23 protein-coding genes are annotated in these 23,357 nt (G+C 69.0%); 9 read left to right on the forward strand and 14 right to left on the reverse strand.

Annotated features, from left to right (window positions below; translation table 11 throughout):
* Positions 1-28 precede the first annotated feature (28 nt).
* Both DBP14_RS16970 and DBP14_RS16975 read right to left on the reverse strand, forming a co-directional pair.
* Positions 29-1,111, reverse strand: coding sequence for an inositol-3-phosphate synthase (locus DBP14_RS16970; RefSeq protein ID WP_129308041.1), 1,083 nt, complete (start codon positions 1,109-1,111; stop codon positions 29-31).
* A 41-nt stretch (positions 1,112-1,152) separates the two neighbouring features.
* Positions 1,153-1,836, reverse strand: a complete 684-nt coding sequence (locus DBP14_RS16975) for a PadR family transcriptional regulator (protein WP_129308042.1) — start codon at positions 1,834-1,836, stop codon at positions 1,153-1,155.
* Between the two features lie 363 nt (positions 1,837-2,199).
* On the opposite strand from DBP14_RS16975, the gene DBP14_RS16980 reads away from it, so the two are divergent.
* Entirely contained in the window at positions 2,200-4,854 is a 2,655-nt protein-coding gene (locus DBP14_RS16980) for a transglycosylase domain-containing protein (RefSeq protein ID WP_206739282.1), read from the forward strand.
* 130 nt (positions 4,855-4,984) lie between these two features.
* A complete protein-coding gene (locus DBP14_RS16985; protein WP_206739283.1) occupies positions 4,985-6,517 on the forward strand; it encodes a glycosyltransferase 87 family protein in 1,533 nt (510 codons plus the stop codon).
* A 79-nt stretch (positions 6,518-6,596) separates the two neighbouring features.
* Here DBP14_RS16985 and DBP14_RS16990 read toward each other — a convergent pair whose 3' ends face one another.
* The 3 genes from DBP14_RS16990 to DBP14_RS17000 all read right to left on the reverse strand — a co-directional run bounded on the left by DBP14_RS16990 (position 6,597) and on the right by DBP14_RS17000 (position 9,326).
* Entirely contained in the window at positions 6,597-7,628 is a 1,032-nt protein-coding gene (locus DBP14_RS16990) for an alanine racemase (RefSeq protein ID WP_129308045.1), read from the reverse strand.
* Positions 7,629-7,710: 82 nt separating this feature from the next.
* The gene (femX, locus tag DBP14_RS16995) at positions 7,711-8,832 is read right to left on the reverse strand and encodes a peptidoglycan bridge formation glycyltransferase FemX (RefSeq protein ID WP_129308046.1); all 1,122 of its coding nucleotides are present in this window, start codon (positions 8,830-8,832) and stop codon (positions 7,711-7,713) included.
* 179 nt (positions 8,833-9,011) lie between these two features.
* Complete coding sequence (locus DBP14_RS17000) at positions 9,012-9,326, reverse strand: hypothetical protein (protein ID WP_129308047.1); 315 nt, start codon at positions 9,324-9,326, stop codon at positions 9,012-9,014.
* 273 nt (positions 9,327-9,599) lie between these two features.
* Here DBP14_RS17000 and rpsF point away from each other — a divergent pair, with 273 nt between their 5' ends.
* The 4 genes from rpsF to rplI all read left to right on the forward strand — a co-directional run bounded on the left by rpsF (position 9,600) and on the right by rplI (position 11,317).
* Positions 9,600-9,890, forward strand: coding sequence for a 30S ribosomal protein S6 (rpsF, locus tag DBP14_RS17005; RefSeq protein WP_009189556.1), 291 nt, complete (start codon positions 9,600-9,602; stop codon positions 9,888-9,890).
* Between the two features lie 74 nt (positions 9,891-9,964).
* Positions 9,965-10,558 (forward strand): single-stranded DNA-binding protein, encoded by a 594-nt coding sequence (locus DBP14_RS17010; protein WP_129308048.1) that lies wholly within the window; start codon positions 9,965-9,967, stop codon positions 10,556-10,558.
* A 57-nt stretch (positions 10,559-10,615) separates the two neighbouring features.
* Entirely contained in the window at positions 10,616-10,852 is a 237-nt protein-coding gene (gene rpsR / locus DBP14_RS17015) for a 30S ribosomal protein S18 (protein WP_003949403.1), read from the forward strand.
* An 18-nt stretch (positions 10,853-10,870) separates the two neighbouring features.
* Complete coding sequence (gene rplI, locus DBP14_RS17020; RefSeq protein ID WP_129308049.1) at positions 10,871-11,317, forward strand: 50S ribosomal protein L9; 447 nt, start codon at positions 10,871-10,873, stop codon at positions 11,315-11,317.
* Between the two features lie 198 nt (positions 11,318-11,515).
* Here the strand turns inward: rplI and DBP14_RS17025 are convergent, their stop codons facing one another.
* Positions 11,516-12,853: an MATE family efflux transporter gene (locus DBP14_RS17025; RefSeq protein WP_129308050.1), complete on the reverse strand. Its 1,338-nt coding sequence runs from the start codon at positions 12,851-12,853 to the stop codon at positions 11,516-11,518.
* Positions 12,854-13,312: 459 nt separating this feature from the next.
* Between DBP14_RS17025 and dnaB the strand changes: the two genes are divergently transcribed.
* Together dnaB and DBP14_RS17035 are read left to right on the forward strand one after the other, a co-directional pair.
* A complete protein-coding gene (gene dnaB / locus DBP14_RS17030) occupies positions 13,313-14,794 on the forward strand; it encodes a replicative DNA helicase (protein ID WP_129308051.1) in 1,482 nt (493 codons plus the stop codon).
* A 54-nt stretch (positions 14,795-14,848) separates the two neighbouring features.
* Positions 14,849-16,234: a serine hydrolase domain-containing protein gene (locus DBP14_RS17035; RefSeq protein ID WP_129308052.1), complete on the forward strand. Its 1,386-nt coding sequence runs from the start codon at positions 14,849-14,851 to the stop codon at positions 16,232-16,234.
* Positions 16,235-16,313: 79 nt separating this feature from the next.
* Here the strand turns inward: DBP14_RS17035 and DBP14_RS17040 are convergent, their stop codons facing one another.
* A complete protein-coding gene (locus tag DBP14_RS17040; RefSeq protein ID WP_129308053.1) occupies positions 16,314-16,766 on the reverse strand; it encodes a GNAT family N-acetyltransferase in 453 nt (150 codons plus the stop codon).
* A 9-nt stretch (positions 16,767-16,775) separates the two neighbouring features.
* Positions 16,776-17,234, reverse strand: a complete 459-nt coding sequence (locus DBP14_RS17045; RefSeq protein WP_129308054.1) for a MarR family transcriptional regulator — start codon at positions 17,232-17,234, stop codon at positions 16,776-16,778.
* A 142-nt stretch (positions 17,235-17,376) separates the two neighbouring features.
* Here DBP14_RS17045 and DBP14_RS17050 point away from each other — a divergent pair, with 142 nt between their 5' ends.
* Positions 17,377-18,603, forward strand: coding sequence for an MFS transporter (locus DBP14_RS17050; protein WP_129308055.1), 1,227 nt, complete (start codon positions 17,377-17,379; stop codon positions 18,601-18,603).
* Here the strand turns inward: DBP14_RS17050 and DBP14_RS17055 are convergent.
* From DBP14_RS17055 to DBP14_RS17080, 6 genes are all read right to left on the reverse strand, one after another.
* Positions 18,534-19,400 carry a GNAT family N-acetyltransferase gene (locus DBP14_RS17055; RefSeq protein WP_129308056.1) on the reverse strand — a complete coding sequence of 289 codons (867 nt, stop codon included), beginning with the start codon at positions 19,398-19,400 and terminating at the stop codon, positions 18,534-18,536. The two genes, DBP14_RS17050 and DBP14_RS17055, sit on opposite strands and share 70 nt — an antisense overlap.
* 201 nt (positions 19,401-19,601) lie before the next feature.
* Entirely contained in the window at positions 19,602-20,087 is a 486-nt protein-coding gene (locus DBP14_RS17060; RefSeq protein WP_129308057.1) for an NUDIX hydrolase, read from the reverse strand.
* 95 nt (positions 20,088-20,182) lie between these two features.
* A complete protein-coding gene (locus DBP14_RS17065; protein WP_129308058.1) occupies positions 20,183-21,088 on the reverse strand; it encodes a LysR family transcriptional regulator in 906 nt (301 codons plus the stop codon).
* A 199-nt stretch (positions 21,089-21,287) separates the two neighbouring features.
* Positions 21,288-22,436: a cystathionine gamma-lyase gene (locus DBP14_RS17070; protein WP_129308059.1), complete on the reverse strand. Its 1,149-nt coding sequence runs from the start codon at positions 22,434-22,436 to the stop codon at positions 21,288-21,290.
* Positions 22,433-22,924: a low molecular weight protein-tyrosine-phosphatase gene (locus DBP14_RS17075; protein ID WP_129308060.1), complete on the reverse strand. Its 492-nt coding sequence runs from the start codon at positions 22,922-22,924 to the stop codon at positions 22,433-22,435. Before DBP14_RS17075 ends, DBP14_RS17070 begins: the two co-directional genes overlap by 4 nt.
* A 7-nt stretch (positions 22,925-22,931) precedes the next feature.
* Positions 22,932-23,309: a phage holin family protein gene (locus DBP14_RS17080; RefSeq protein ID WP_129308061.1), complete on the reverse strand. Its 378-nt coding sequence runs from the start codon at positions 23,307-23,309 to the stop codon at positions 22,932-22,934.
* Between the last annotated feature and the right edge of the window lie 48 nt (positions 23,310-23,357).

Genomic DNA, 23,357 nt, shown 5'->3' on the forward strand with positions numbered 1-23,357 from the left:
ACGGACGCGCGCCGCGCGCCCTGTCTTTCTAGCGCTCGACGTCGCCGCGGATGAACTTCTCGACGTTCTCGCGGGCCTCGTCGTCGAAGTACTGGACCGGCGGGGACTTCATGAAGTACGAGGACGCCGACAGGATCGGGCCGCCGATGCCGCGGTCCTTGGCGATCTTCGCGGCGCGCAGCGCGTCGATGATGACACCGGCGGAGTTCGGGGAGTCCCAGACCTCCAGCTTGTACTCCAGGTTCAGCGGGACGTCACCGAAGGCACGGCCCTCGAGGCGGACGTAGGCCCACTTGCGGTCGTCCAGCCAGGCCACGTAGTCGGACGGGCCGATGTGGACGTTCTTCTCGCCGAGGTCCCGGTCCGGGATCTGGGAGGTGACGGCCTGGGTCTTGGAGATCTTCTTGGACTCCAGGCGCTCGCGTTCGAGCATGTTCTTGAAGTCCATGTTGCCGCCGACGTTCAGCTGCATCGTGCGGTCCAGGATGACACCCCGGTCCTCGAACAGCTTCGCCATGACGCGGTGCGTGATGGTGGCGCCGACCTGGGACTTGATGTCGTCACCGACGATCGGGACGCCCGCCTCGGTGAACTTGTCCGCCCACTCCTTGGTGCCGGCGATGAAGACCGGGAGGGCGTTGACGAAGGCGACCTTGGCGTCGATGGCGCACTGGGCGTAGAACTTCGCCGCGTCCTCGGAGCCGACCGGCAGGTAGCAGACCAGGACGTCGACCTGCTTGTCCTTCAGGATCTGGACAACGTCGACCGGCTGGGCCTCGGACTCCTCGATGGTCTGGCGGTAGTACTTGCCGAGGCCGTCGAGGGTGTGGCCGCGCTGGACGGTGACGCCGGTGTTGGGCACGTCGCAGATCTTGATGGTGTTGTTCTCGGAGGCGCCGATCGCGTCCGCGAGGTCGAGGCCGACCTTCTTGGCGTCGACGTCGAACGCGGCAACGAACTCGACGTCACGCACGTGGTAGTCGCCGAACTGCACGTGCATCAGGCCGGGGACCTTCGACGCCGGGTCGGCGTCCTTGTAGTACTCGACGCCCTGCACCAGCGACGCGGCGCAGTTGCCCACGCCGACGATGGCTACGCGAACCGAACCCATTCCGGTTGCTCCCTGTGTGTACGAGTGAGGCCCTGCGGGTCTCACATGGCGGTGTCGTCGGACGTATCCGGCCGGGAGGTCGTCCCGGGCCGGGGCAGGCCGTCCGTCGATCCATTGGTGGTGTCCTGCTGAGCGGACCCCCCGGACGCGGAACCTCTCAGGTCCCGCCCGGCCCGCTCGCTCTCGATGAGCTCGTTCAGCCAGCGCACTTCGCGCTCCACGGACTCCATTCCGTGGCGCTGGAGCTCAAGCGTGTAGTCGTCGAGGCGCTCCCGCGTGCGCACCAGGGAGGCGCGCATCTTCTCCAGGCGCTCCTCCAGGCGGCTGCGCCGGCCCTCCAGCACGCGCATGCGCACATCACGCGACGTCTGCCCGAAAAAGGCGAAACGTGCGGCGAAATGTTCGTCCTCATACGCGTCCGGACCGGTCTGCGAAAGCAACTCCTCGAAGTGCTCCTTACCTTCTGCCGTCAATCGGTACACGATCTTCGCGCGGCGTCCGGCGAGGGGAGCGGCGAGGGCTTCCTCATGGGTGCTGCCCGGTTCCTCGATCAACCAGCCGTTGAGGACGAGCGTCTTGAGGCAGGGGTACAGCGTTCCGTAGCTGAACGCCCGGAACACACCCAGTGAGGTGTTGAGTCGTTTGCGCAGCTCATAGCCGTGCATCGGGGACTCGCGCAGCAGGCCGAGTACGGCGAACTCCAGGATGCCGGAACGCCGGCTCATGAACGCCTCCTCTCGGTCCGCAGCGTCTTTATCTCGCACTGATGTATCGACTCGATACATCACGACGATAGAACGACCTTCCCCGTGCGACAAGTGGGAAGACGGTGAACGGGATCACATCACCGATTCGCAGGAGGCAAGTTGCCTGTTTTGGGGTGAACTTCGGAGCTCGGAGGGTTTTGACGGTGCGTAGTCTGTGCGGCATGCACACCACCGGGAACCACGCGACGCATGGGGACGTCGTTGTCCCCGGTGCAGTACGGGTGAATGCCGAACCGACCGCATCCGTACTTCGGGGGGACCGGAAACCAGCCGCCGTTTCCAGGCGCGCACGGGTGCGCCTGCCCGAGGAGTAATCGTTCGATGAGCGAGCACCGTCGCAAACCGCCGCAGTCGCAGGAAGGCGGACGGGCCGCGGCCAGACGCGGCCAGTCCGGCCCGTCCTCCGGCCGCCGGGCGGCACCGCGAGGCGCCACCGGGTCTCCCGCCGACTCCTACGGATCCACTGGGTCCGGTTCTCCCGGGGCGGGGGGTGCGGAGCGTCCCTACGGCGGCCGTGCCGAGGCCCGCCGGGCGGCGCAGAGAGGCGGGCGGCGCAGAGGCGCGGACATCCCCGGTCCGGGCCGGCGCGGCGGCGCGGGCGGACCGGCCGGCCCCAGCCGCGGCAGGGGCCGTGCGACGACGGCACCCGGCAAGAAGCGGCTCATCGACTATCCCCGTGCGGGGAAGTACGGCTGGCGCCGCTGGGTGCCGTCCTGGAAGCTCGTCTCCGGGCTGTCCATCGGCTTCCTCGGATGCCTGGTCGCGCTGGTCGGCATCGGCTTCGCGATGGTGCGGATCCCCAGTGAGAACGTCGCCGCGGAGTCGCAGAACAACGTCTACTACTGGGCCGACGGCAGTCAGATGGTGGCCACCGGCACCGGCGTGAACCGCCAGAACATCACCATCGACAAGATCCCGCAGGCCATGCAGAACGCGGTGATCTCGGCCGAGAACAAGAGCTTCTACCAGGACTCGGGCGTCGACCCCATGGGTATCGCGCGAGCCCTGGCCAACATGGCGCGCGGTGGCCAGACGCAGGGTGGTTCGACGATCACCCAGCAGTTCGTCAAGAACACCTACCTCAGCCAGGACCAGACGGTCACCCGTAAGTTCAAGGAACTGTTCATCTCGGTCAAGGTGGGCACGAAGCTCAAGAAGCCGCAGATCCTGCAGGGCTACCTCAACACCTCGTACTACGGACGGGGCGCCTACGGCATCCAGGCCGCCGCGCGGACCTACTTCGGCAAGGACGCGGTCGACCTCAAGCCGACCGAGTGCGCGCTCCTCGCGTCCCTGCTGAAGGGACCGACGTACTACGACCCGGCCGGCAACCCGGACTTCGACAAGAACGCGACGCGGGAGGCCAACCTCAAGCGCTCGCACGACCGCTGGTCCTGGATCCTCGGCGAGATGCACAAGGACGGGCACCTCACGGACGCCCAGTACCAGACGGCCATCAGCCACTACCCCACGACCAAGGGCCGCAAGGCGACCAAGGGCATGACGGGGCAGATCAGCTACCTGGTCGACACGGCCAAGAAGTACGTGCTGGACCACTCCGACATCACGCGGACGCAGTTCGACCGGGGCGGCTACCAGATCTACACGACCTTCGACAAGAAGAAGGTCAACGCCCTGAGCGCGTCCGTGAAGAAGATCCAGAAGACGCGCCTGCACCCCCAGACGGACCCGCACGACACGTACGTGCAGTTCGGCGCCGCGTCGGTGAAGCCCAACGACGGCGCGATCGTCGCGCTCTACGGTGGCCCCGGTTACGAGAACGGCCACTTCACCAACAACGCCGATAGCCAGGGCGTGCCCGTCGGTTCGACATGGAAGCCGTTCGTCCTGGCCGCGGCCATGGAGTACGGCACCTACCGGGACCCCGGTGTCCCCGTCTCGCCGCTGAGCAAATACAACGGCAACGACCTGATCAAGATCAAGAAACAGGACGGCAGTTACTTCCTGAACAAGGACAACACGGTCTTCCGGCAGAAGAACGAGGGGACCAAGGACTGGGGCTACATCACCCTGCGCAAGGCGATGGAGCAGTCCATCAACTCGCCGTTCGTGCAGTTGGGCGTCGACGTGGGGATGACACACGTCCGCGACGTCGCGGAATCGGCCGGCATCCCCGCGAAGAGCATGGCGAAGGACCTCAACCCGTCGTTCGCCATCGGTACCTCCACGCCCAGCGCGATCAGCATGGCGGACGCGTACGGCACGTTCGCCGCCTCCGGCAAGCAGGTGGACCCCTATTCGGTGACCGCCGTCAAGCACAACGGTGAGGAACTGCAGGGCTTCAGCAAGCCGAAGGTCAAGCAGGCGATGGACGCGAACATCGCCAACAACGTGACGGACGTCCTGGAGAACGTCATCCAGAACGGTACGGCGACCAAAGCACAGGCTTTGGGGCGTACGGCGGCGGGCAAGACCGGCACCACCGACGACAACAAGTCGGCCTGGTTCGTCGGCTACACCCCGCAGCTGTCCACAGCGGTGACGATGTTCCGGGAGAACCCCAAGAAGCCCGGGCTGATGTCCATGAACGGAACGGCCGGCGTACCTTCCATCCACGGTGGTGACATTCCGACGCTGGTCTGGACCGAGTACATGAAGGACGCGCTGAAGGGCGCCTCCGACACCGGCTTCCCGGAGGCCACCAAGATCGGCGAGCCGCAGAACGAGCCGGGCGCTCTGTCTCCGAGTCCCACGCCCTCGCCGACACCCACGCCGAGCGAAACGCAGAGCAACACGCCGAGCCCGACGCCCAGCGACACGGGGCCGTCCCCGACCCCGACGCCGTCCGACACCTGCCAGTTCGGCTGGGGCAACAACTGCAACGGCAACGGCGGCACCGGGCCGGGTGGCACGGACGGTGGGACCAGTCCGTCACCCACTGCCACGGAGACCACAGGGAACGGCAACACCAGAGGCAATGGCAACGGAGGCATCTTCGCGGGCCCGACCGGCTGACGGAACGGTCCGGACCCGCTGACGCCGCCATGGACCGCCAGGGCTGTTTCACGTGAAACATGGGCCGCCGCACCCTCGAGGTGCGGCGGCCCTCGGCGTATTCCCCGAGACGTACGGCAGGATGTGCCCCATGGCCAGTGCAGAGATGACGCCGGCGAGCAGCAGCGAGCCCGGCCCCGGGCGGCCCGTCGACGCGGAGCCGGTGCGGCCGACCCGGGAGGACGAGGTCGCCGCGGCCGGGAGCGAACTGATCGGCGGTCCCATCGGGCGGTGGGCCCTGCTCGGGACGTCCTGGCGGACTCCGGTCCGGGTGATCGCGCTGGTGGCGATCGGCATGTTCGCCCTCGGTCTCGTCCAGAAGGCGCCTTGCTACCACAGCGCCTGGTTCTTCGGCGCCAGCTCGCAGTACACGCATGCCTGCTACTCGGACATCCCCCACCTCTACGACGGCCGTGGTTTCGCCGCCCACCTCGTGCCCTACTTCGACAAGCTCCCCGGCGACATGGACTACCTCGAATACCCGGTGCTGACCGGTGTGTTCATGGAGGTGGCCTCCTGGCTGACACCGCACAGCGGCACCCTCCAGCACCAGGAGCAGTGGTACTGGTTCGTCAACGCCGGAATGCTGATGGCGTGCACGGCCGTGATCGCGGTCTGTGTGACCCGCACCCAGCGGCGACGCCCCTGGGACGGCCTGATGGTCGCCCTGGCGCCGGCCTTCGCGCTGACCGCCACGATCAACTGGGACCTTTTCGCTGTGGCCCTGACCGCCGCGGCGATGCTGATGTGGTCGCGGGGACGCGCCCTGGCCTTCGGCGTCCTCCTGGGACTCGCCACGGCCGCCAAGCTCTACCCGGTGCTGCTGCTGGGCCCGCTGCTCGTGCTGTGCTGGCGCGCCGGCAAATGGCGGGAGTTCTTCCAGGCCGCGGGCGGCGCGGTGGTCGCCTGGGTCGTCGTCAACCTGCCGGTGATGTACTTCGCCTTCGACGGGTGGTCGAAGTTCTACACGTTCAGCCAGGAACGCGGAGTGGACTTCGGGTCCTTCTGGCTGATCTGGTCGCAGAACACCACCAGCCCGCCCACCACCACGTTCGTGAACACGGTGGCGACGATCCTGGTGGTCCTGTGCTTCCTCGGCATCACGGCCCTGACGCTCACCGCTCCGCGCCGGCCGCGCTTCGCCCAGCTGGCCTTCCTGATCGTGGCGGCGTTCATCCTCACCAACAAGGTGTACTCACCGCAGTACGTCCTGTGGCTCGTGCCGCTCGTGGTGCTCGCCCGGCCCAGGTGGCGGGACTTCCTGATCTGGCAGGCCTGCGAGGTCGCGTACTTCCTGGGCATCTGGATGTACCTCGCGTACACGACCAGCGGGGATGCCCACAAGGGCCTGCCGACGCACGGCTACCACTGGGCGATCCTGCTGCACCTGCTCGGGACGCTGTACCTGTGCGTCGTGGTCGTACGGGACATCCTGATGCCGGAGCGGGACACGGTGCGCCGGTCCGGTGACGACGACCCCTCGGGCGGGGTGCTCGACGGCGCGAAGGACCGCTTCGTGTTCGGGGCGGCCGCCCGTCCGCCGCGGCACGCCGCCCCCTTCGAGGGGCCCCAGGTGGACTGGGGCAGGGCGGAAGTGCTGTCCGACCGGGAGGGTTCGCTCTGAGCGAACAGGGCGTCGGCCCGCCATGCGGAAGGCCGTACACGGAGCTCCGTGTACGGCCTTCGCTGCGCCTCCGGCCGGGTCAGCGGTCCATGAGCCGGTCGAACTGCGTGGTGGTGTGCCGCAGATGGGCCACCAGCTCGTCCCCGACCTTCGGCTCGGGGGCGTCCGAGGGAACGAAGAGGATCGACACCTGCATGTGCGGCGGCTCCGCGAACCAGCGCTGCTTGCCGCCCCAGACGAACGGAGAAAGGTTCCGGTTGACCGTGGCGAGCCCAGCCCGTGCGACGCCCTTGGCGCGCGGCATGACGCCGTGCAGCGCCTTCGGCGCCTCCAGGCCCACACCGTGCGACGTACCGCCCGCCACGACCACGAGGAAGCCGTCCGAGGCCGCCTTCTGCTGGCGGTAGCCGAACCGGTCGCCCTTGGCCACGCGGGTGACGTCCAGGACGGCTCCGTGGTACTCGGTGGCCTCGTGGTCACCGAGCCACAGCCGGGTGCCGATCCGGGCCCGGAACCGGGTCTGCGGGAACTGCTGCTGGAGCCGGGCCAGTTCGTCGGCCTTGAGGTGGCTGACGAACATGGTGTGCAGCGGCAGCCGGGCGGCGCGGAGCCGGTCCATCCAGCCGATGACCTCCTCGACGGCGTCCGAGCCGTCGGTGCGGTCCAGTGGCAGGTGGATGGCGAAGCCCTCCAGCCGGACGTTCTCTATGGCGGCGTGCAGCTGCGGCAGGTCCTGCTCGCTGATGCCGTGCCGCTTCATCGAGGACATCACCTCGATGACCACACGGGCACCCACGAGGCCGTAGACGCCGTCGATGGACGACACGGAACGGATGACCCGGTCGGGCAGTGGCACGGGCTCCTCGCCGCGACGGTACGGCGTCAGCACCAGGAGGTCGCCGCCGAACCAGTCCTTGATGCGCGCGGCCTCGTAGGTCGTCCCGACGGCGAGGACGTCCGCGCCCAGGCGCGTGGCCTCCTCGGCGAGCCGTTCGTGTCCGAAGCCGTAGCCGTTGCCCTTGCAGACCGGCACGAGACCGGGGAACTGCTCCTGCACGTGCTTGTGATGCGCCCGCCAGCGCGCGGTGTCGACGTAGAGCGTGAGCGCCATGGCCGGACCGGAACCTTTCTCGTCGCTGCGGTGTGTCAGAGGTGTGGAGGCTGTGGAGCCTATGGAATCAAACGCCGGGCGCTCAGCGGCGCGACATGTAGATGTCGAGCGCCTTGTGGAGCAGCTTGTTCAGCGGGAAGTCCCACTCGCCGAGGTACTCGGCGGCCTGCCCGCCGGTGCCGACCTTGAACTGGATCAGGCCGAAGAGGTGGTCGGTCTCGTCCAGCGAGTCGGAGATGCCGCGCAGGTCGTAGGCGGTGGCGCCGAGCGCGTAGGCGTCGCGCAGCATGCGCCACTGCATGGCGTTCGACGGCCGGACCTCACGGCCGATGTTGTCGGAGGCGCCGTAGGAGTACCAGACGTGCCCGCCGACGATCAGCATGGTGGCCGCCGACAGGTTCACCCCGTTGTGCCGGGCGAAGTACAGCCGCATGCGGTTGGGGTCCTCGGTGTTGAGGGCCGTCCACATGCGCTGGAAGTAGGACAGCGGGCGCGGCCGGAAGTGGTCGCGGACGGCGGTGATCTCGTACAGCCGCTGCCACTCCGGCAGGTCCTGGTAGCCGCCCTGGACGACCTCGACGCCGGCCTTCTCCGCCTTCTTGATGTTGCGGCGCCACAGCTGGTTGAAGTTCTTGTGGACCTCTTCCAGGGAGCGGTTCGCGAGCGGCACCTGGAAGACGTAGCGGGGCTGCACGTCACCGAAGCCGGCACCGCCGTCCTCGCCCTGCTGCCAGCCCATGCGACGCAGCTTGTCGGCGACCTCGAACGCGCGCGGCTCGATGAAGTCGGCCTCCATGTCGCGCAGCCGCTTCACGTCCGGGCTCTGGATGCCCCTCTTGATCGTCTCCGCGTTCCAGCGGCGGATGATCACCGGCGGGCCCATCTTGACGGAGAACGCGCCCTGCTGCTTCAGGTGCGCCAGCATCGGCTGGATCCAGTCGTCCAGGTTCGGCGCGAACCAGTTGATGACCGGTCCCTCGGGGAGGTAGGCGAGGTAGCGCTTGATCTTGGGCAGCTGGCGGTAGAGCACCAGACCCGCGCCGACCATCTCGCCCGTGCGCTCGTCGAACCAGCCGAGGTTCTCCGAACGCCACTCAGCCTTCACGTCGGCCCAGGCCGGGACCTGCATGTGACTCGCCGACGGCAGGCTCTGGATGTAGGCCAGGTGTTGCTCGCGGCTGATGGTCCTCAGGGTCAGGCTCATGTCGGGGCGCTCCTCGGGCTGGTGTGTCCCCATGGGGTCAGGGGCTCCGGCTCTCGCGCCGAAGCCTACTGCCCCGTGTGCGCGCCCCGACTGGGCGTACGGCACCTTCGTCCCGGCCTCGGGGCGGCCGGGACGAAGCGCGCTGTTCGAAAAGGGTTCGGGCGGGGGTGCCGCGTGCGTCAGCCGATGAGGCCGCCGAACAGTCCGCCGTGTGCCATGCCGATCAGGAATCCGATTCCCGAGGCACCGAGACCCAGGATCAGTCCGAAGCGTTCCCGTGTGGTCACCGAGACCCACTGTCCGAACGCGCCGATGAGCAGGCCCAGCAGGCCGGTCCATGAGGTGAGCAGATGCAGGCCGTCGATGAAGCAGGTGATGAAGGACGTCAGCCCCAGGGCCAGCGTGGTGGCCATCAACGAGTCCTGGAGCGGATGGCGCTTGCCGTCCGTGGCGAACAGAGATCCGGCGGTGTTGGGTCGCAATGCCTGTGCCATGGGCACCTCCTGCGGAAGGCGGCGCATCGTAGCGCCGTACACACCCGATGTGTACAGACTGACGGGCCTCACCGCCGGATTTCAACCGGAAGCCGGTGTGCAGGTAGTCTGTACCGTCTGCACCGGTGTCTGCCCAGGCATGCCCAGGTCATTCCGCGGGATACCCGGCGGAGCCCTCGATTGTCAGTGGGGGCCGATACCGTTGCGCACGCATCACAACCCTCCTGCCACGGAACGACCGTGGCCGCTGAGTCCGAAGGAGGTGGGTTCCACATGCGTCACTACGAGGTGATGGTCATCCTCGACCCCGATCTCGAGGAGCGCTCTGTCTCCCCGCTGATCGAGAACTTCCTGTCCGTCGTCCGTGATGGCGGCGGCAAGGTGGAGAAGGTCGACACCTGGGGCCGTCGTCGTCTCGCGTACGAGATCAAGAAGAAGCCCGAGGGCATCTACTCGGTCATCGACCTGCAGGCCGAGCCTGCGGTCGTGAAGGAGCTCGACCGCCAGATGAACCTGAACGAGTCGGTCCTCCGGACCAAGGTCCTCCGTCCCGAGACCCACTGAGCCTCCCGCTCAGCTGATCTCGGGTTTCGAGTAGCAGCAAGCAGCCAGCAGCAAACCCGCCGAGAGGTTCCCCCATGGCAGGCGAGACCGTCATCACGGTCATCGGCAATCTTGTCGACGACCCCGAGCTGCGCTTCACCCCGTCCGGTGCGGCGGTCGCGAAGTTCCGCGTCGCGTCCACTCCCCGCACCTTCGACCGCCAGACGAACGAGTGGAAGGACGGCGAAAGCCTGTTCCTGACCTGCTCGGTCTGGCGTCAGGCGGCGGAGAACGTCGCCGAGTCGCTCCAGCGAGGCATGCGCGTCATCGTGCAGGGCCGGCTGAAGCAGCGGTCCTACGAGGACCGTGAGGGCGTCAAGCGCACGGTCTACGAACTGGACGTCGACGAGGTCGGCGCGAGCCTGCGCAGTGCCACCGCCAAGGTCACCAAGACCGCCGGCGGCGCGCGCGGGGGCCAGGGTGGTTACGGCGGCGGCGGCGGTGGCGGCGGCCAGGGTGGCGGCGGCTGGGGCGGTGGCCCCGGTGGCGGCCAGCAGGGCGGCGGCGCTCCGGCCGACGACCCGTGGGCGACCGGCGCTCCCGCCGGTGGCAACCAGGGTGGCGGCGGCTGGGGCGGCGGTTCCGGCTCCGGCGGCGGTGGCGGCTACTCGGACGAGCCCCCCTTCTAGGCCCTCGGGCCGAGGGTGGGGCGTACCCCAACTTCTTGATCACACAGGAGAAACACCATGGCGAAGCCGCCTGTGCGCAAGCCGAAGAAGAAGGTCTGCGCATTCTGCAAGGACAAGGTCACGTACGTGGACTACAAGGACACGAACATGCTGCGGAAGTTCATTTCCGACCGCGGCAAGATCCGTGCCCGCCGCGTGACCGGCAACTGCACGCAGCACCAGCGTGACGTCGCCACGGCCGTCAAGAACAGCCGTGAGATGGCGCTGCTGCCCTACACGTCCACCGCGCGCTAAGGGAAGGGTGACCGACACATGAAGATCATCCTCACCCACGAGGTGTCCGGCCTCGGTGCCGCGGGCGACGTCGTCGACGTCAAGGACGGTTACGCTCGCAACTACCTCATCCCGCGGAAGTTCGCTATCCGCTGGACCAAGGGTGGCGAGAAGGACGTCGAGCAGATCCGCCGCGCTCGCAAGATCCACGAGATCCAGACCATCGAGCAGGCCAACCAGGTCAAGGCCCAGCTGGAAGGCGTGAAGGTCCGTCTGGCCGTCCGCTCCGGCGACGCCGGCCGTCTCTTCGGTTCCGTCACCCCGGCCGACATCGCTTCCGCGATCAAGGCTTCCGGTGGTCCCGAGGTCGACAAGCGCCGCATCGAGCTGGGTTCCCCGATCAAGACCCTGGGCGCCCACGAGACGTCCGTGCGTCTGCACCCCGAGGTTGCCGCGAAGGTCAACATCGAGGTCGTCTCGGCCTGATCGCCGAGTGATCGCTGAGCTCGTCCGAGCCGGTGAAGGGGCCGCACCTTTGAGGTGCGGCCCCTTTCCCATGGCCGGGCGGAGGCAGGGGACTCGGTGGGCCGGAGGCCGGCGAGTGATCACGTTTCACGTGAAACAGGGCGGCACCTGCGGTTTCACGTGAAACATGGCGGCACGCGCGGTTTCACGTGAAACGGATCAGCGGGTCGCACCCGTGACGATCCAGCGCCCCGACCTCGTGCGCAGCCACAACGTCAGCATGCGTACCGCCATCATCAGCGTCATGGCCGCCCACAGCGCCGTGAGACCCCCGCCCAGCGTCGGGACGAGCAGCGCCACCGGCGCGAAGACCACCAGGGTGACGACCATCGCGCCCGCCAGGTACGGGCCGTCACCGGCACCCATCAGCACGCCGTCCAGGACGAAGACGATCCCGCAGACGGGCTGCGACAACGCCACCATGAGCAGGGCCGGCAGCGCCGCGTCCTTGACCACCGAGTCACTGGTGAACAGCGGAAGGAAGAGCGGCCGGGCGGCCACGACGAGGAGGCCGAGTACGACGCCGGTCGCGATGCCCCACTGGACCATGCGGCGGCACGCCTCGCGGGCACCCTGGGGGTCGTCCGCTCCCAGGTAGCGGCCGATGATGGCCTGTCCTGCGATGGCGATGGCGTCCAGCGCGAAGGCCAGCAGGCTCCAAAGCGACAGGATGATCTGGTGGGCGGCGACGTCGGCGTCGCCGAGCCGGGCCGCCACCGCCGTGGCGATCATCAGGATCGCGCGCAGCGACAGGGTGCGGACCAGCAAGGGCACGCCGGCCTGCGCCGAGGCGCGTATCCCGGCGGCGTCCGGCCGCAGGGACGCGCCGTGCCGACGGGCTCCCCGGACGACCACGGTCAGATAGACCGCCGCCATGCCGCACTGGGCGATGACGGTGCCCCAGGCGGAACCAGCGATGCCCAGCCCCGCACCGTAGACGAGCCCCGCGTTGAGCACGGCGTTGGCGATGAAGCCCGCGACGGCGACGTAGAGCGGAGTCCGCGTGTTCTGCAGCCCGCGCAGTACGCCGGTCGAGGCGAGGACGATCAGCATCGCCGGGATGCCGAGAGCGGAGATACGGAGGTAGGTCGTGGCGTAGGGGGCCGCCGTGGCCGAGGCGCCGAAGAGGTCGACGATGGCGGGCGCCAGCGGAAGTACGGCGGCGATCACGGCGACACCGAGGAGCAGCGCCAGCCAGATGCCGTCCATGCCCTGGCGGATGGCCGCCTGGAGATCACCCGCGCCGACGCGTCGGGCGACGGCGGCCGTGGTGGCGTAGGCGAGGAAGACGAACACGCTCACGGCGGTGGTGAGCAGCGCGGAGGCGATGCCGAGACCGGCGAGTTGCGCGGTTCCCAGATGGCCGACGATCGCGCTGTCCGCCATCACGAAGAGAGGCTCCGCGACGAGTGCGCCGAAGGCCGGAACGGCCAGCGCGACGATCTCGCGGTCGTGCCGCCGTCGGGTGGCCTCGGGTATCGCGGGAGCCGGTGTCATGAGCACCAATCTAATCGTCCACAGGTAACAGATGCAATTGTATAGTGACCCTTACCTCGACGCTCCGCCCGTGTCCATTCGCGCACCGTTCGACGTGATCTTGGTCCGACTGGGGAAGTTTTTCTTCTGCACAGGCCGTGGACGGCAACAGTGCAGGTCAGGCGGCATCTCCTGATCAAAGGGAGGGCTTGTTCACAGCGCTGTCCACCGGGTCGTGCACAGGTTTCGGCAAGTTCTCCACAGCATCTGGGCCGTCGTCCACATGGCCTGTGGATAACCAGATTGGCTGACGGTGCCGAGGGGCCTACCGTTGTGCGGCGCCCACTCCCCGCCCGCGGTCCGGGAACCGCCACAATTCCGACGCGCCACTACGGGAGTTGGGCCTCTCATTTGTCAGTGTCGTGCCGTACAACAGAGGGCACGGCGAGGTCCGCCCTGCGGACGGGAGGAGGTGTCTCGGTGAGCATTTCCGAGCCCTTGGACGATCCGTGGGCCGACAGCGGGCCCAGCGATCGTCTGCCGGCCTCCCGTCGGCGCGGTGACGGTGGCCGGGGTCGTGACGAACAGCACGACCGGGGCCGGGACAACGGCTCCTGGGACGGCGGCGGCAGTACAGCCTTCGAGCGGGTGCCCCCGCAGGACCTCGACGCCGAGCAGTCCGTTCTGGGCGGCATGCTGCTCTCCAAGGACGCCATCGCCGACGTCGTGGAAGTGCTCAAGGGCCACGACTTCTACAAGCCCGCCCACGAGACGATCTACCAGGCCATCCTCGACATCTACGCCAAGGGCGAGCCGGCCGACCCCATCACCATCGCCGCCGAACTCACCAAACGCGGTGAGATCAACAAGGTGGGCGGTGCCGCGTACCTGCACAGCCTGGTGCAGACCGTGCCGACGGCGGCGAACGCCGAGTACTACGCGGAGATCGTGCACGAGCGGGCCGTACTGCGCCGGCTGGTCGAGGCGGGCACCCGCATCACCCAGATGGGATACGCCGCCGACGGGGACGTCGACGAGATCGTCAACAGCGCCCAGGCGGAGATCTACGCGGTCACCGAACAGCGCACCAGCGAGGACTACCTGCCCCTCGGCGACATCATGGAGGGCGCCCTCGACGAGATCGAGGCGATCGGCTCGCGCAGTGGCGAGATGACCGGTGTGCCCACCGGGTTCACCGACTTCGACTCCCTGACGAACGGGCTGCACCCGGGCCAGATGATCGTCATCGCGGCCCGTCCCGCCATGGGCAAGTCCACGCTCGCGCTGGACTTCGCACGGGCCGCCTCCATCAAGAACAACCTGCCGAGCGTCATCTTCTCCCTGGAAATGGGCCGCAACGAGATCGCGATGCGTCTGCTGTCCGCCGAGGCCCGGGTGGCCCTGCACCACATGCGGTCCGGCACGATGACCGACGAGGACTGGACCCGGCTCGCGCGCCGCATGCCGGACGTCTCGGCCGCCCCGCTCTACATCGACGACTCCCCAAACCTGTCGATGATGGAGATCCGCGCCAAGTGCCGGCGCCTGAAGCAGCGCAACGACCTCAAGCTGGTGGTCATCGACTACCTGCAGCTGATGCAGTCCGGTGGCTCCAAGCGTGCCGAGAGCCGTCAGCAGGAGGTCTCGGACATGTCCCGTAACCTCAAACTGCTCGCCAAGGAGCTGGAGATCCCGGTCATCGCGCTGTCCCAGCTCAACCGTGGCCCCGAGCAGCGCACCGACAAGAAGCCGATGGTCTCCGACCTGCGTGAGTCCGGCTCCATCGAGCAGGACGCCGACATGGTCATCCTGCTGCACCGTGAGGACGCGTACGAGAAGGAGTCCCCGCGCGCGGGCGAGGCCGACCTGATCGTCGCCAAGCACCGAAACGGCCCCACGGCCACGATCACCGTGGCGTTCCAGGGCCACTACTCGCGTTTCGTCGACATGGCCCAGACCTGATCACACCGCCGAAATGAACTCGACGCGGGCCCAGGCACGGGATGCACTGGGAGCATGACGACATCTGAGGAAGAGCTGCTCCCTTCGACCCGGCGGGCCCTGGTGCACCGGATCGCCGTGGCGCAGGCGGAGGGCAGGGCGCCGTCGCTGGTCGCGGCGGTGGTCCGGGGCGGCCGGACGGTGTGGCACGGGGCGCGTAGCTCAGTGGACGGGCACGGCCCGGACGAGAACGTGCAGTACCGGATCGGGTCGATCACCAAGACGTTCACCGCGGTGCTGGTGCTCCGCCTGCGCGACGAGGGGCTGCTCGATCTCGGTGACGCCCTGGAGAAGCACCTGCCGGGCACGGGCGCGGGCGAGGCGACGATCGCCGAACTGCTGGCGCACACCGCGGGACTGGCGGCCGAGTCGCCCGGGCCCTGGTGGGAGCGGACGCCCGGCTCGCTGCGGCCCGAGCTGAGCGATGTGCTGGGCGAGCAGCCCTTCCTGCACCCCGTCGGACGGACGCACCACTACTCCAACCCCGGCTACACCCTGCTCGGCGCGCTGGTGGAGGAACTGCGCGGTGCTCCCTGGGAGGACGTGCTGCGCCGGGAGGTGCTTGACCCGCTGGGCCTGCGCCGTACGAGCGCCCAGCCGCTGGCGCCGCACGCGGGCGGCTGGGCGGTGCACCCGTGGGCGGACGCGCTGCTGCCGGAGCCGCTGGAGGACCTGGGCCGGATGACGCCTGCCGGCCAGCTGTGGTCCACCAGCGGCGACCTCGCCCGCTTCGCCGCGTTCCTGGCCGAAGGAGACGAGCGGGTGCTGAGCGCGGAATCGGTGCGTGAGATGCGGACGCCTTCCGCGCCCGCGGCCGCCGCGGAGGTGGCGGATGGGGTCACCTATGGGCTCGGTATGCAGATCCAGCACCGCGACGGCAGGCTTCTCGTCGGGCACTCCGGTTCGTTGCCTGGTTTTCTGGCGAACCTCGTCATTAGCGTGGAGGACGACGTGGCCGCGGTGGTGCTGACCAACTGCACCAGCGGCCCGCTGGTCGGTGCGGTGGGTGCCGACCTCGTCCGCATCGTCGCCGAGGCGGAACCACGCATCCCGGATCCCTGGCGCCCGCTGCGTGACGTGGAACCGGAGGTCCTGGAACTGGCCGGGCCCTGGTACTGGGGGACGAACGCTTTCGCGCTGCGCGTGACGGCCGACAGGCTCCTCAGCCTGGGGCCGTTGTCCGGTCCCGGCAGGCGCGCCCGCTTCCGGGCGAACCCGGACGGCACCTTGACGGGTCTGGAGGGGTACTACGCCGGGGAGCCGTTGCGGCCGGTGCGGCGCTCTGACGGGTCCCTGAGCCATCTCGACCTGGGGTCGTTCATCTTCACCCGGGAGCCGTACGACACGGAGGCTCCCGTGCCGGGTGGAGTGGATCCCGAGGGGTGGCGGGGCATCGGTTGACCCGGTTCGGCTTCTTCGTCGCCGGGGGGCCTGTTTCACGTGAAACAGGCCCCCCGGTCGCGTACGGTCGTCCGGCGTCTCAGAGTCGTAGCTTGAAGCCCTCGTGGGAGGCGGTGAAGCCGAGCCGCTCGTAGAAGCGGTGGGCGTCGGTGCGGGTCTTGTCGGACGTCAGCTGCACCATGCTGCAGCGGAGGTCGCGGGAGGTGTCGATGGCCCACTCGACGAGCCGGGTGCCCAGTCCGGTGCCGCGTTCGTCGGCGTGCACCCGGACGGCCTCGACGAGCGCGCGGGTCGCCCCCTTGCGGGAGAGCCCCGGGATGATCGTGAGCTGCAGGGTCCCGACGACGCGTCCCTCCCGGACGGCTACGACGAGATGCTGGTTCGCGTCCGCGTTCAGGCGTTCCAGCGCCGCCCTGTAGGGGCTCAGGTCCTCGGGTGACTCACGCTGGGCGCCCAGCGGATCGTCGGCGAGCAGGGCGACGATCGCCGGGAGGTCGTCCGCGGTCGCCCGCCGTATTTCAAGATCTCCCATGCCCGCACCCTACGCGGGCGTCTTCAGCGACTCCACGGCACGGACCAGGGGCGCCAGTTCGGGGTTCACGGCGGCCTCGTCCAGCGCCTCGCGCAGGGCGGCGTCATGGGTGGGCCGCGCCGTCTCCAGCAGCCGCCGTCCCGCGTCGGTGACGTCGGTGTAGATGCCGCGCCGGTCGGTGGGGCAGAGATAGCGCTCCAGCAGGTCACGGTCCTCCAGCCGGGTGACCAGCCGCGTGGTGGCGCTCTGGCTGAGGACGACCGCGTCGGCGACCTGCTTCATCTGGAGATGCCCGCCCTCGCCGGCGTGCTGCCGGCTGAGCACGTCGAGCAGCGAGTACTCACGCACGCTCAGGTCGTGCCGCGTCTGCAGGGCGCGCTCGATGTGCGTCTCGATCCTCCCGTGCAGGGCGGAGAGGGCACACCAGCCCTGAGCGAGAGCGGTGAGCGCGGGATCCGTCGCCGTCATTGGTCTTCCCCTCCGTCCTTGAGCTGCTGAGAACAGGGTAGGGCACTCCCGCAATAGCCTGCGGTTGCAAGTAGTCCGCGTGTGCAATTATTGTGTACGCGTTCAATGTGTTCCTGCAACCGTTTGGAAGGTGCCTTTCCCTATGCCGCTCGCGCTTCTGGCTCTCGCGATCGGGGCCTTCGGCATCGGTACGACCGAGTTCGTGATCATGGGTCTGCTGCCCGAGGTCGCCGGTGACTTCGGGGTCTCGATCCCCACGGCGGGCCTGCTCGTGACCGGATACGCCCTGGGGGTGCTCATCGGGGCCCCGCTGATGACCGTGCTCGGCACCAAGGTCTCGCGCAAACGCATGCTCATGCTGCTGATGGGCCTGTTCATCGCCGGCAACCTGCTCTCCGCCGTCGCTCCGACCTTCGTGGTCATGCTGGCCGGGCGGGTGATCGCCTCCCTGGCCCACGGAGCCTTCTTCGGTATCGGCTCCGTCGTCGCGGCGGACGTGGTCGCACCCCACAAGAAGGCCGGCGCCATCGCGATGATGTTCACCGGTCTGACCGTCGCCAACGTGATCGGCGTGCCGCTGGGCACACTGGTCGGCCAGCACCTCGGCTGGCGGGTCACGTTCGCCGTCGTCGCGGCGCTCGGTGTCATCGGCCTGGCCGGCATCGCCCGGTTGGTGCCCGAGATGCCCCGGCCGGCGGGAGTGTCCCTGCGTCACGAAGTGGCCGCCCTCAAGAACGTCCAGGTGCTGCTCGCCATGGCGATGACTGTGCTGGGCTTCGGCGGCGTCTTCGCGGCCGTCACCTACATCGCGCCGATGATGACCCGTATCACCGGCTTCGCCGACGGTTCCGTCACCTGGCTGCTCGTCCTGTTCGGCCTCGGCATGGTCGGCGGCAACCTCGTCGGCGGCCGGTTCGCCGACCGTGCCCTGATGCCGATGCTCTACGTCTCCCTGGGCGCCCTGGCCGTCGTCCTCGCCCTTTTCACGTTCACCGCGCACGACAAGGTCGCGGCCGCTGTGACCATCACCCTGATCGGCGCCCTGGGCTTCGCGACCGTGCCGCCGCTGCAGAAGCGTGTCCTCGACCAGGCGCACGGCGCTCCGACCCTCGCGTCGGCGGTCAACATCGGCGCCTTCAACCTGGGCAACGCCCTCTCAGCCTGGCTCGGCGGCATGGTGATCGCGGCCGGCTTCGGCTACACCGCCCCCAACTGGGTCGGCGCCGCACTCGCCGGTTCCGCCCTGCTCCTCGCCGCGCTGTCGGCCGGTCTGGAACGCCGCACCGCGCCGGTGACCGCTCAGCCCGCGGCCACCGTCAGGGGAGCGAACCGGCGCGTCCAGTCACCCGGCAACTCCGTGATGCCGTAGGTCATGACGTCGTTGAAGGCGACCGACGCCAGCCCGTGCTCCTTCGCCCACGCCAGCAGTTCCTCGTGCCGTACGTCGATGTCGGTGCGCAGCGGCCGGTCGGTGTGGGCGGCGAGCGCGGCGATCAGGGCCCGGGCGGTCTCGGTGTCGCGGGCGATCAGCGGCCCGACGACATGGGTGTCCATGTTGGGCCAGGCGGCCGTGTAGCCGATGAGCCGGCCGTCTTCCTCGGCGACGCGCAACTGGTCCGCGAAGGCGGGCAGGCGCGTGATCAGAGGCGTGCGATCGGTGCCGAACACCTCCTCGTCGAGGCGGAGGATCGCCGGAAGGTCCTCGGCGTTCGCGGCCCGCGTCGCCACCCGGGACTCCGCTCGACCCGGGACGAAGCGGCCTCTCACCATCTCCGCCCGGCCCGTGACCTTGAAGCCCAGTTCCTCGTAGAGGGGGCGGCCGTTCGCCGTGGCGTGCAGGGTCAGCGGAGTCGCCCCCATGCCCGAGACGACATGACGCAGCAATCGGCGTCCGACGCCCTGCCGGGCGTGCCGTTCGGCGACCAGGACCATGCCGACGGCGCCGAGTTCCGGATGCCCTGGTGAGCCGTACTCGGTGATGACGCACGCGGCGACGAGACCACCCTGAGGATCGTCGATGCCGTAGCCCTGGCCGGCGGTGAGCAGGAACCCCCACTTCCGTTCCTCGCGTGGCCACCCCCGGTCTTCGGACAAGTCGGCACAGGCGGACAGATCGCGTGGCGTCAGGGGACGGATGGGCAGAGCGGCGAGGGAAGGAGTCGGCACGCAGGTCAGGCTGTCCGACCAGCACCCCCGCCGTCCACCGGTTTCGATGCGGACACACGTGCTTTTGGCCACGCCGTGGACTTGCGCGCGACCTGGGCGGTGGGCGGTTTCACGTGAAACATCGGGGGCGGACGAGATCCCGGTTCAGGTGCGTGCCCGTGGACCGGTGGCCGACCGTCGGCTCGGTCCGGGCCCGGATGCCTACTTCCCTAGGTCGGGTGCGTGCATGGCGCGCACACCCTCGATGTTGCCGTCCAGGTAGTGCCGCAAGGACAGCGGGACGAGATGGACCGAGGCGATGCCGACCCGGGTGAACGGGATGCGGACGATCTCGTACTCCCCGGCCGGCTCGTCCACCTCGGGGCCGTGTCGGAGGGCAGGGTCCATGGACTCCAGCCGGCAGACGAAGAAGTGCTGGACCTTCACACCCGTCGCGCCACCGTCCTCGCCAATGTGCTCCACGGTGTCCACGAAGCAGGGCACCACGTCGGAGATCTTGGCCCCCAGCTCTTCGTAGACCTCGCGGTGCAGGGCATCGACGACGGTCGGGTCCTCGCGTTCGACCCCGCCACCGGGGGTGACCCAGTAGGGATCGACGCCGGGCTTGGTGCGTTTGATCAGGACCAGATCGTCACCGTCCAGGAGGACGGCACGGGCGGTGCGCTTGACCACGGGTCGGACGGTCATGGGAGAAATGTGGCCCAGCTTGTTCCACGTGAAACATCGCGAGTCGCTGCGCCGCGGGCCGTGAGCGACAGCCCTTGAGCGGCGGGCCGAGGGGCTCAGCCCCAGTGGGAGGCTGCCCGGAGAAGCCACTCGTGCGCCCGCGCGACGTGGGGCAGGGCGAGGGTCCCGGTGCGCACGGTCAGGAAGTACGTGCGCAGCGGCGGCACAGCCGGGCTGTGCAGCCTGGTGATCTCGCCCCGGCGGAGGGCGTGGGCGCAGAGGTAGCGGGGCAGCACGGCGAGGCCGGCGCCGGCGACGACGCAGGTGAGCACGGCGCGCAGATCCGGCACGATGACCGTGCCCGAGGCGGTCGGGTGCGCGTCGAAGACGGAGGCCCAGTACCGCGTGACGAAGGGCAATGACTCGTGGACCTCGACCACCGGCAGTCTCTCCAGCGCGGCCGCCTCCGTGCGCTGCGCCTGCGGTGTTCCGATGCGGTCGGTCCAGCGAGGGGAGGCGACCAGGACATGCTCCTCGTCGCAGAGCGGGGTCGCGGTGAGCAGGGCGCCGCGCGGCCGGGTGGTGCTGATGGCCAGGTCGTGTCGGCCGGCGGCGAGGCCGTCCAGGGCTTCCTCCGCCGTGCCGAAGGAGGCGCGCAGGGCAAGGACCCCGCCGTCGTCGCCCGGCAGTTCCGTCAGCGCGGGCAGGGCCCGTTCCGCGGTGAACTCGGGGGGACCGGCGAGGTGCAGCGTCCGTGGAGAGGAGTCTTCGTCCAGCCCGGTACCGGCTATCTCCACCAGGGCGTCGAGATGGGGCGCGGCCTTGTGGGCGAGTTCGTCACCGATGGTCGTCGGCGTCACACCGCGGGCCTGCCGGAGGAACAGGGGCCGTCCCAGCTGGCGTTCCAGGGTGCGGATCTGGGAGGTGACGGCCGGCTGGGACAGCCCGAGCAGCGCGGCCGCGCGGGTGAAGGAGCCGGCCCGGTGCACGGTGACGAAGGTGCGCAGCAATGCCAGATCCATGGCAGGACGACCCCTCTCCCTGCCCTCCTCCGGCCCCCAGGCAGGCATCAACTATAAATAAGTCGATAGGTCTCTGTCGTTACCGTGATTGGACACTGACGGAGAGTCAATTAGCCTTGTTCGCGCGGTCCTTCGCGCGCGGGACCGCACGGCGGTCCGAGCCACGAGGGGGGAGGCTCGGACCGCTCTCACTGCCCGATCAGCCCGCGGACTCGTCCAGGGCCCGCAGGACGTCCGCCACCAGGTCCTCGGGGTCCTCGGCCCCGACGGACATGCGGATGAAGCCCTCCGCGACCGCGTCGCCGCCCCAGCGCCCGCGCCGTTCGGCCGTGGAGCGGACCCCGCCGAAGCTCGTCGCGTCCTCCACCAGGCGCAGCGCCTGGAGGAACCGCTCGGCACGCGCGCGCGTGGGAAGCGTGAAGGAGACGACGCAGCCGAAGCGGCGCATCTGCTGTGAGGCGATCTTGTGGGAGGGGTCGTCGGGCAGTCCGGGATAGCGCAGTCCGGACACCTCCGGCCGGGTGCGCAACGCCTCGGCGACCGCGAGAGCGGTGGCGTTCTGCCGGTCGACGCGCAACTGCAGGGTGGCGATGGAGCGGTGCGCCAGCCAGGCCTCCATGGGCCCGGAGATCGCGCCGACGATCTTGCGCCAGCGCCGTACGGCGGTCATGGCCCCGGCGTCGCGGCCGGCGACGTAGCCGAGGAGGACGTCCCCGTGTCCGGTGAGCTGCTTGGTGCCGCTGGCCACGGAGAAGTCGGCGCCCAGCTCCAGGGGGCGCTGTCCGAGCGGACTGGCCAGGGTGTTGTCGACGGCCACGAGGGCGCCCCGCGCGTGGGCCGCCTCCACCAGCCGGCGGATGTCACACACGTCGAGCCCGGGGTTCGACGGGGACTCGATCCACAGCAGCCGCGCTCCGTCGAGGACCTCCAGCTGGGCGTCCCCGCCGGTCGGCGCGGTGCGCACCTCGATGCTGTACGCCTCCAGCTGCTCGCGGACGAGCGGCAGCACCTGGTAGCCGTCGGAGGGCAGGACGACCGTGTCGCCGGAGTGCAGCTGGGAGAACAGCACCGACGAGATCGCGGCCATGCCGGACGCGAACACCAGCGTCTCGACGTCGTCCCGCCCGGGTGCCTCCAGCTCGCCGATGGCGCGCTCCAGCAGGGTCCAGGTCGGATTGTCGTCGCGGCCGTAGGCGTAGGGGCCCGTCACCTCCCCGGGCAGGTGGAAGTGCGCGGCGAACACCGGTCCGGGCAGCGTGGGTTCGTGCTTGACGGCCTCCGGCAGCCCGGCCCGTACCGCGCGTGTGCCGTCGCCGGTGCCGCTCTCATCCTTGGTGGCGTCGCTCATGCGGCCCGTCCCTCCAGTCGTTCTCGTACGGCGGCCAGCAGACCCTCGCTCGCCCCCTCCACCATCTCAAGGCACTCCGCGAAGCCGTCCCGGGCCCCGTAGTAGGGGTCCGGGACGTCCAGGTCGGCGCCGGCGGCGGGGTCGTAGGAGCGCAGCAGACGTACCTTTCGGGCGTCCTCCTCGGTGGTGGCGAGGCGACGCAGGGCCTTGAGGTGGCCGGTGTCGAGGGCGATCACCAGGTCGAGACGGCCGAACCAGGACGGCTCGAACCGGCGTGCGACGTGATCGCTGCCGTAGCCGTGCTCGTCCAGCACCGCCACGGTCCGTGGGTCGGCGCCCTCCCCCTCGTGCCAGTCGCCGGTGCCCGCGCTGTCGACCTCGACCAAGCCTTCCAGCCCGGCCTCCGCCACGCGCGCGCGGAAGACGGACTCGGCCATCGGGGAGCGGCAGATGTTGCCGGTGCAGACGAAACAGACGCGGAAGGTCATGGCGGGTTCAGTCCTCGTCGGGCAGGACGACGTGCAGTGCCCAGGACACGATCGCGACGATCAGGCCGCCGACGACCGCCGTCCAGAACCCCTCCACGTGGAAACTCAGGTCGAGCTTGCCGCTCACCCAGGAGGTGAGCAGCAGCATGCACGCGTTCACGACCAGCGTGATCAGGCCCAGGGTCAGGATGAACAGCGGGAAAGTGAGCACCTTCACTACCGGCTTGACCAGGAAGTTCACCAGGCCGAAGATCAGCGCGACGACGATCAGCGTGCCGGCCTTCCGGGCCGTGCTGCCCCCCGTCAGGGTGATCTTGTCGAGCAGCCACACGGCGACCGCCAGGGCGCCCGCGTTCGCGATCGTCTTGACTACGAAATTCTTCATGTGTCTGATCGTGGCAGACCAGGACGACCGTGAGCAGAGGCGAGGGCG

This window comes from Streptomyces sp. L2 (assembly GCF_004124325.1).
Lineage (GTDB): Bacteria > Actinomycetota > Actinomycetes > Streptomycetales > Streptomycetaceae > Streptomyces.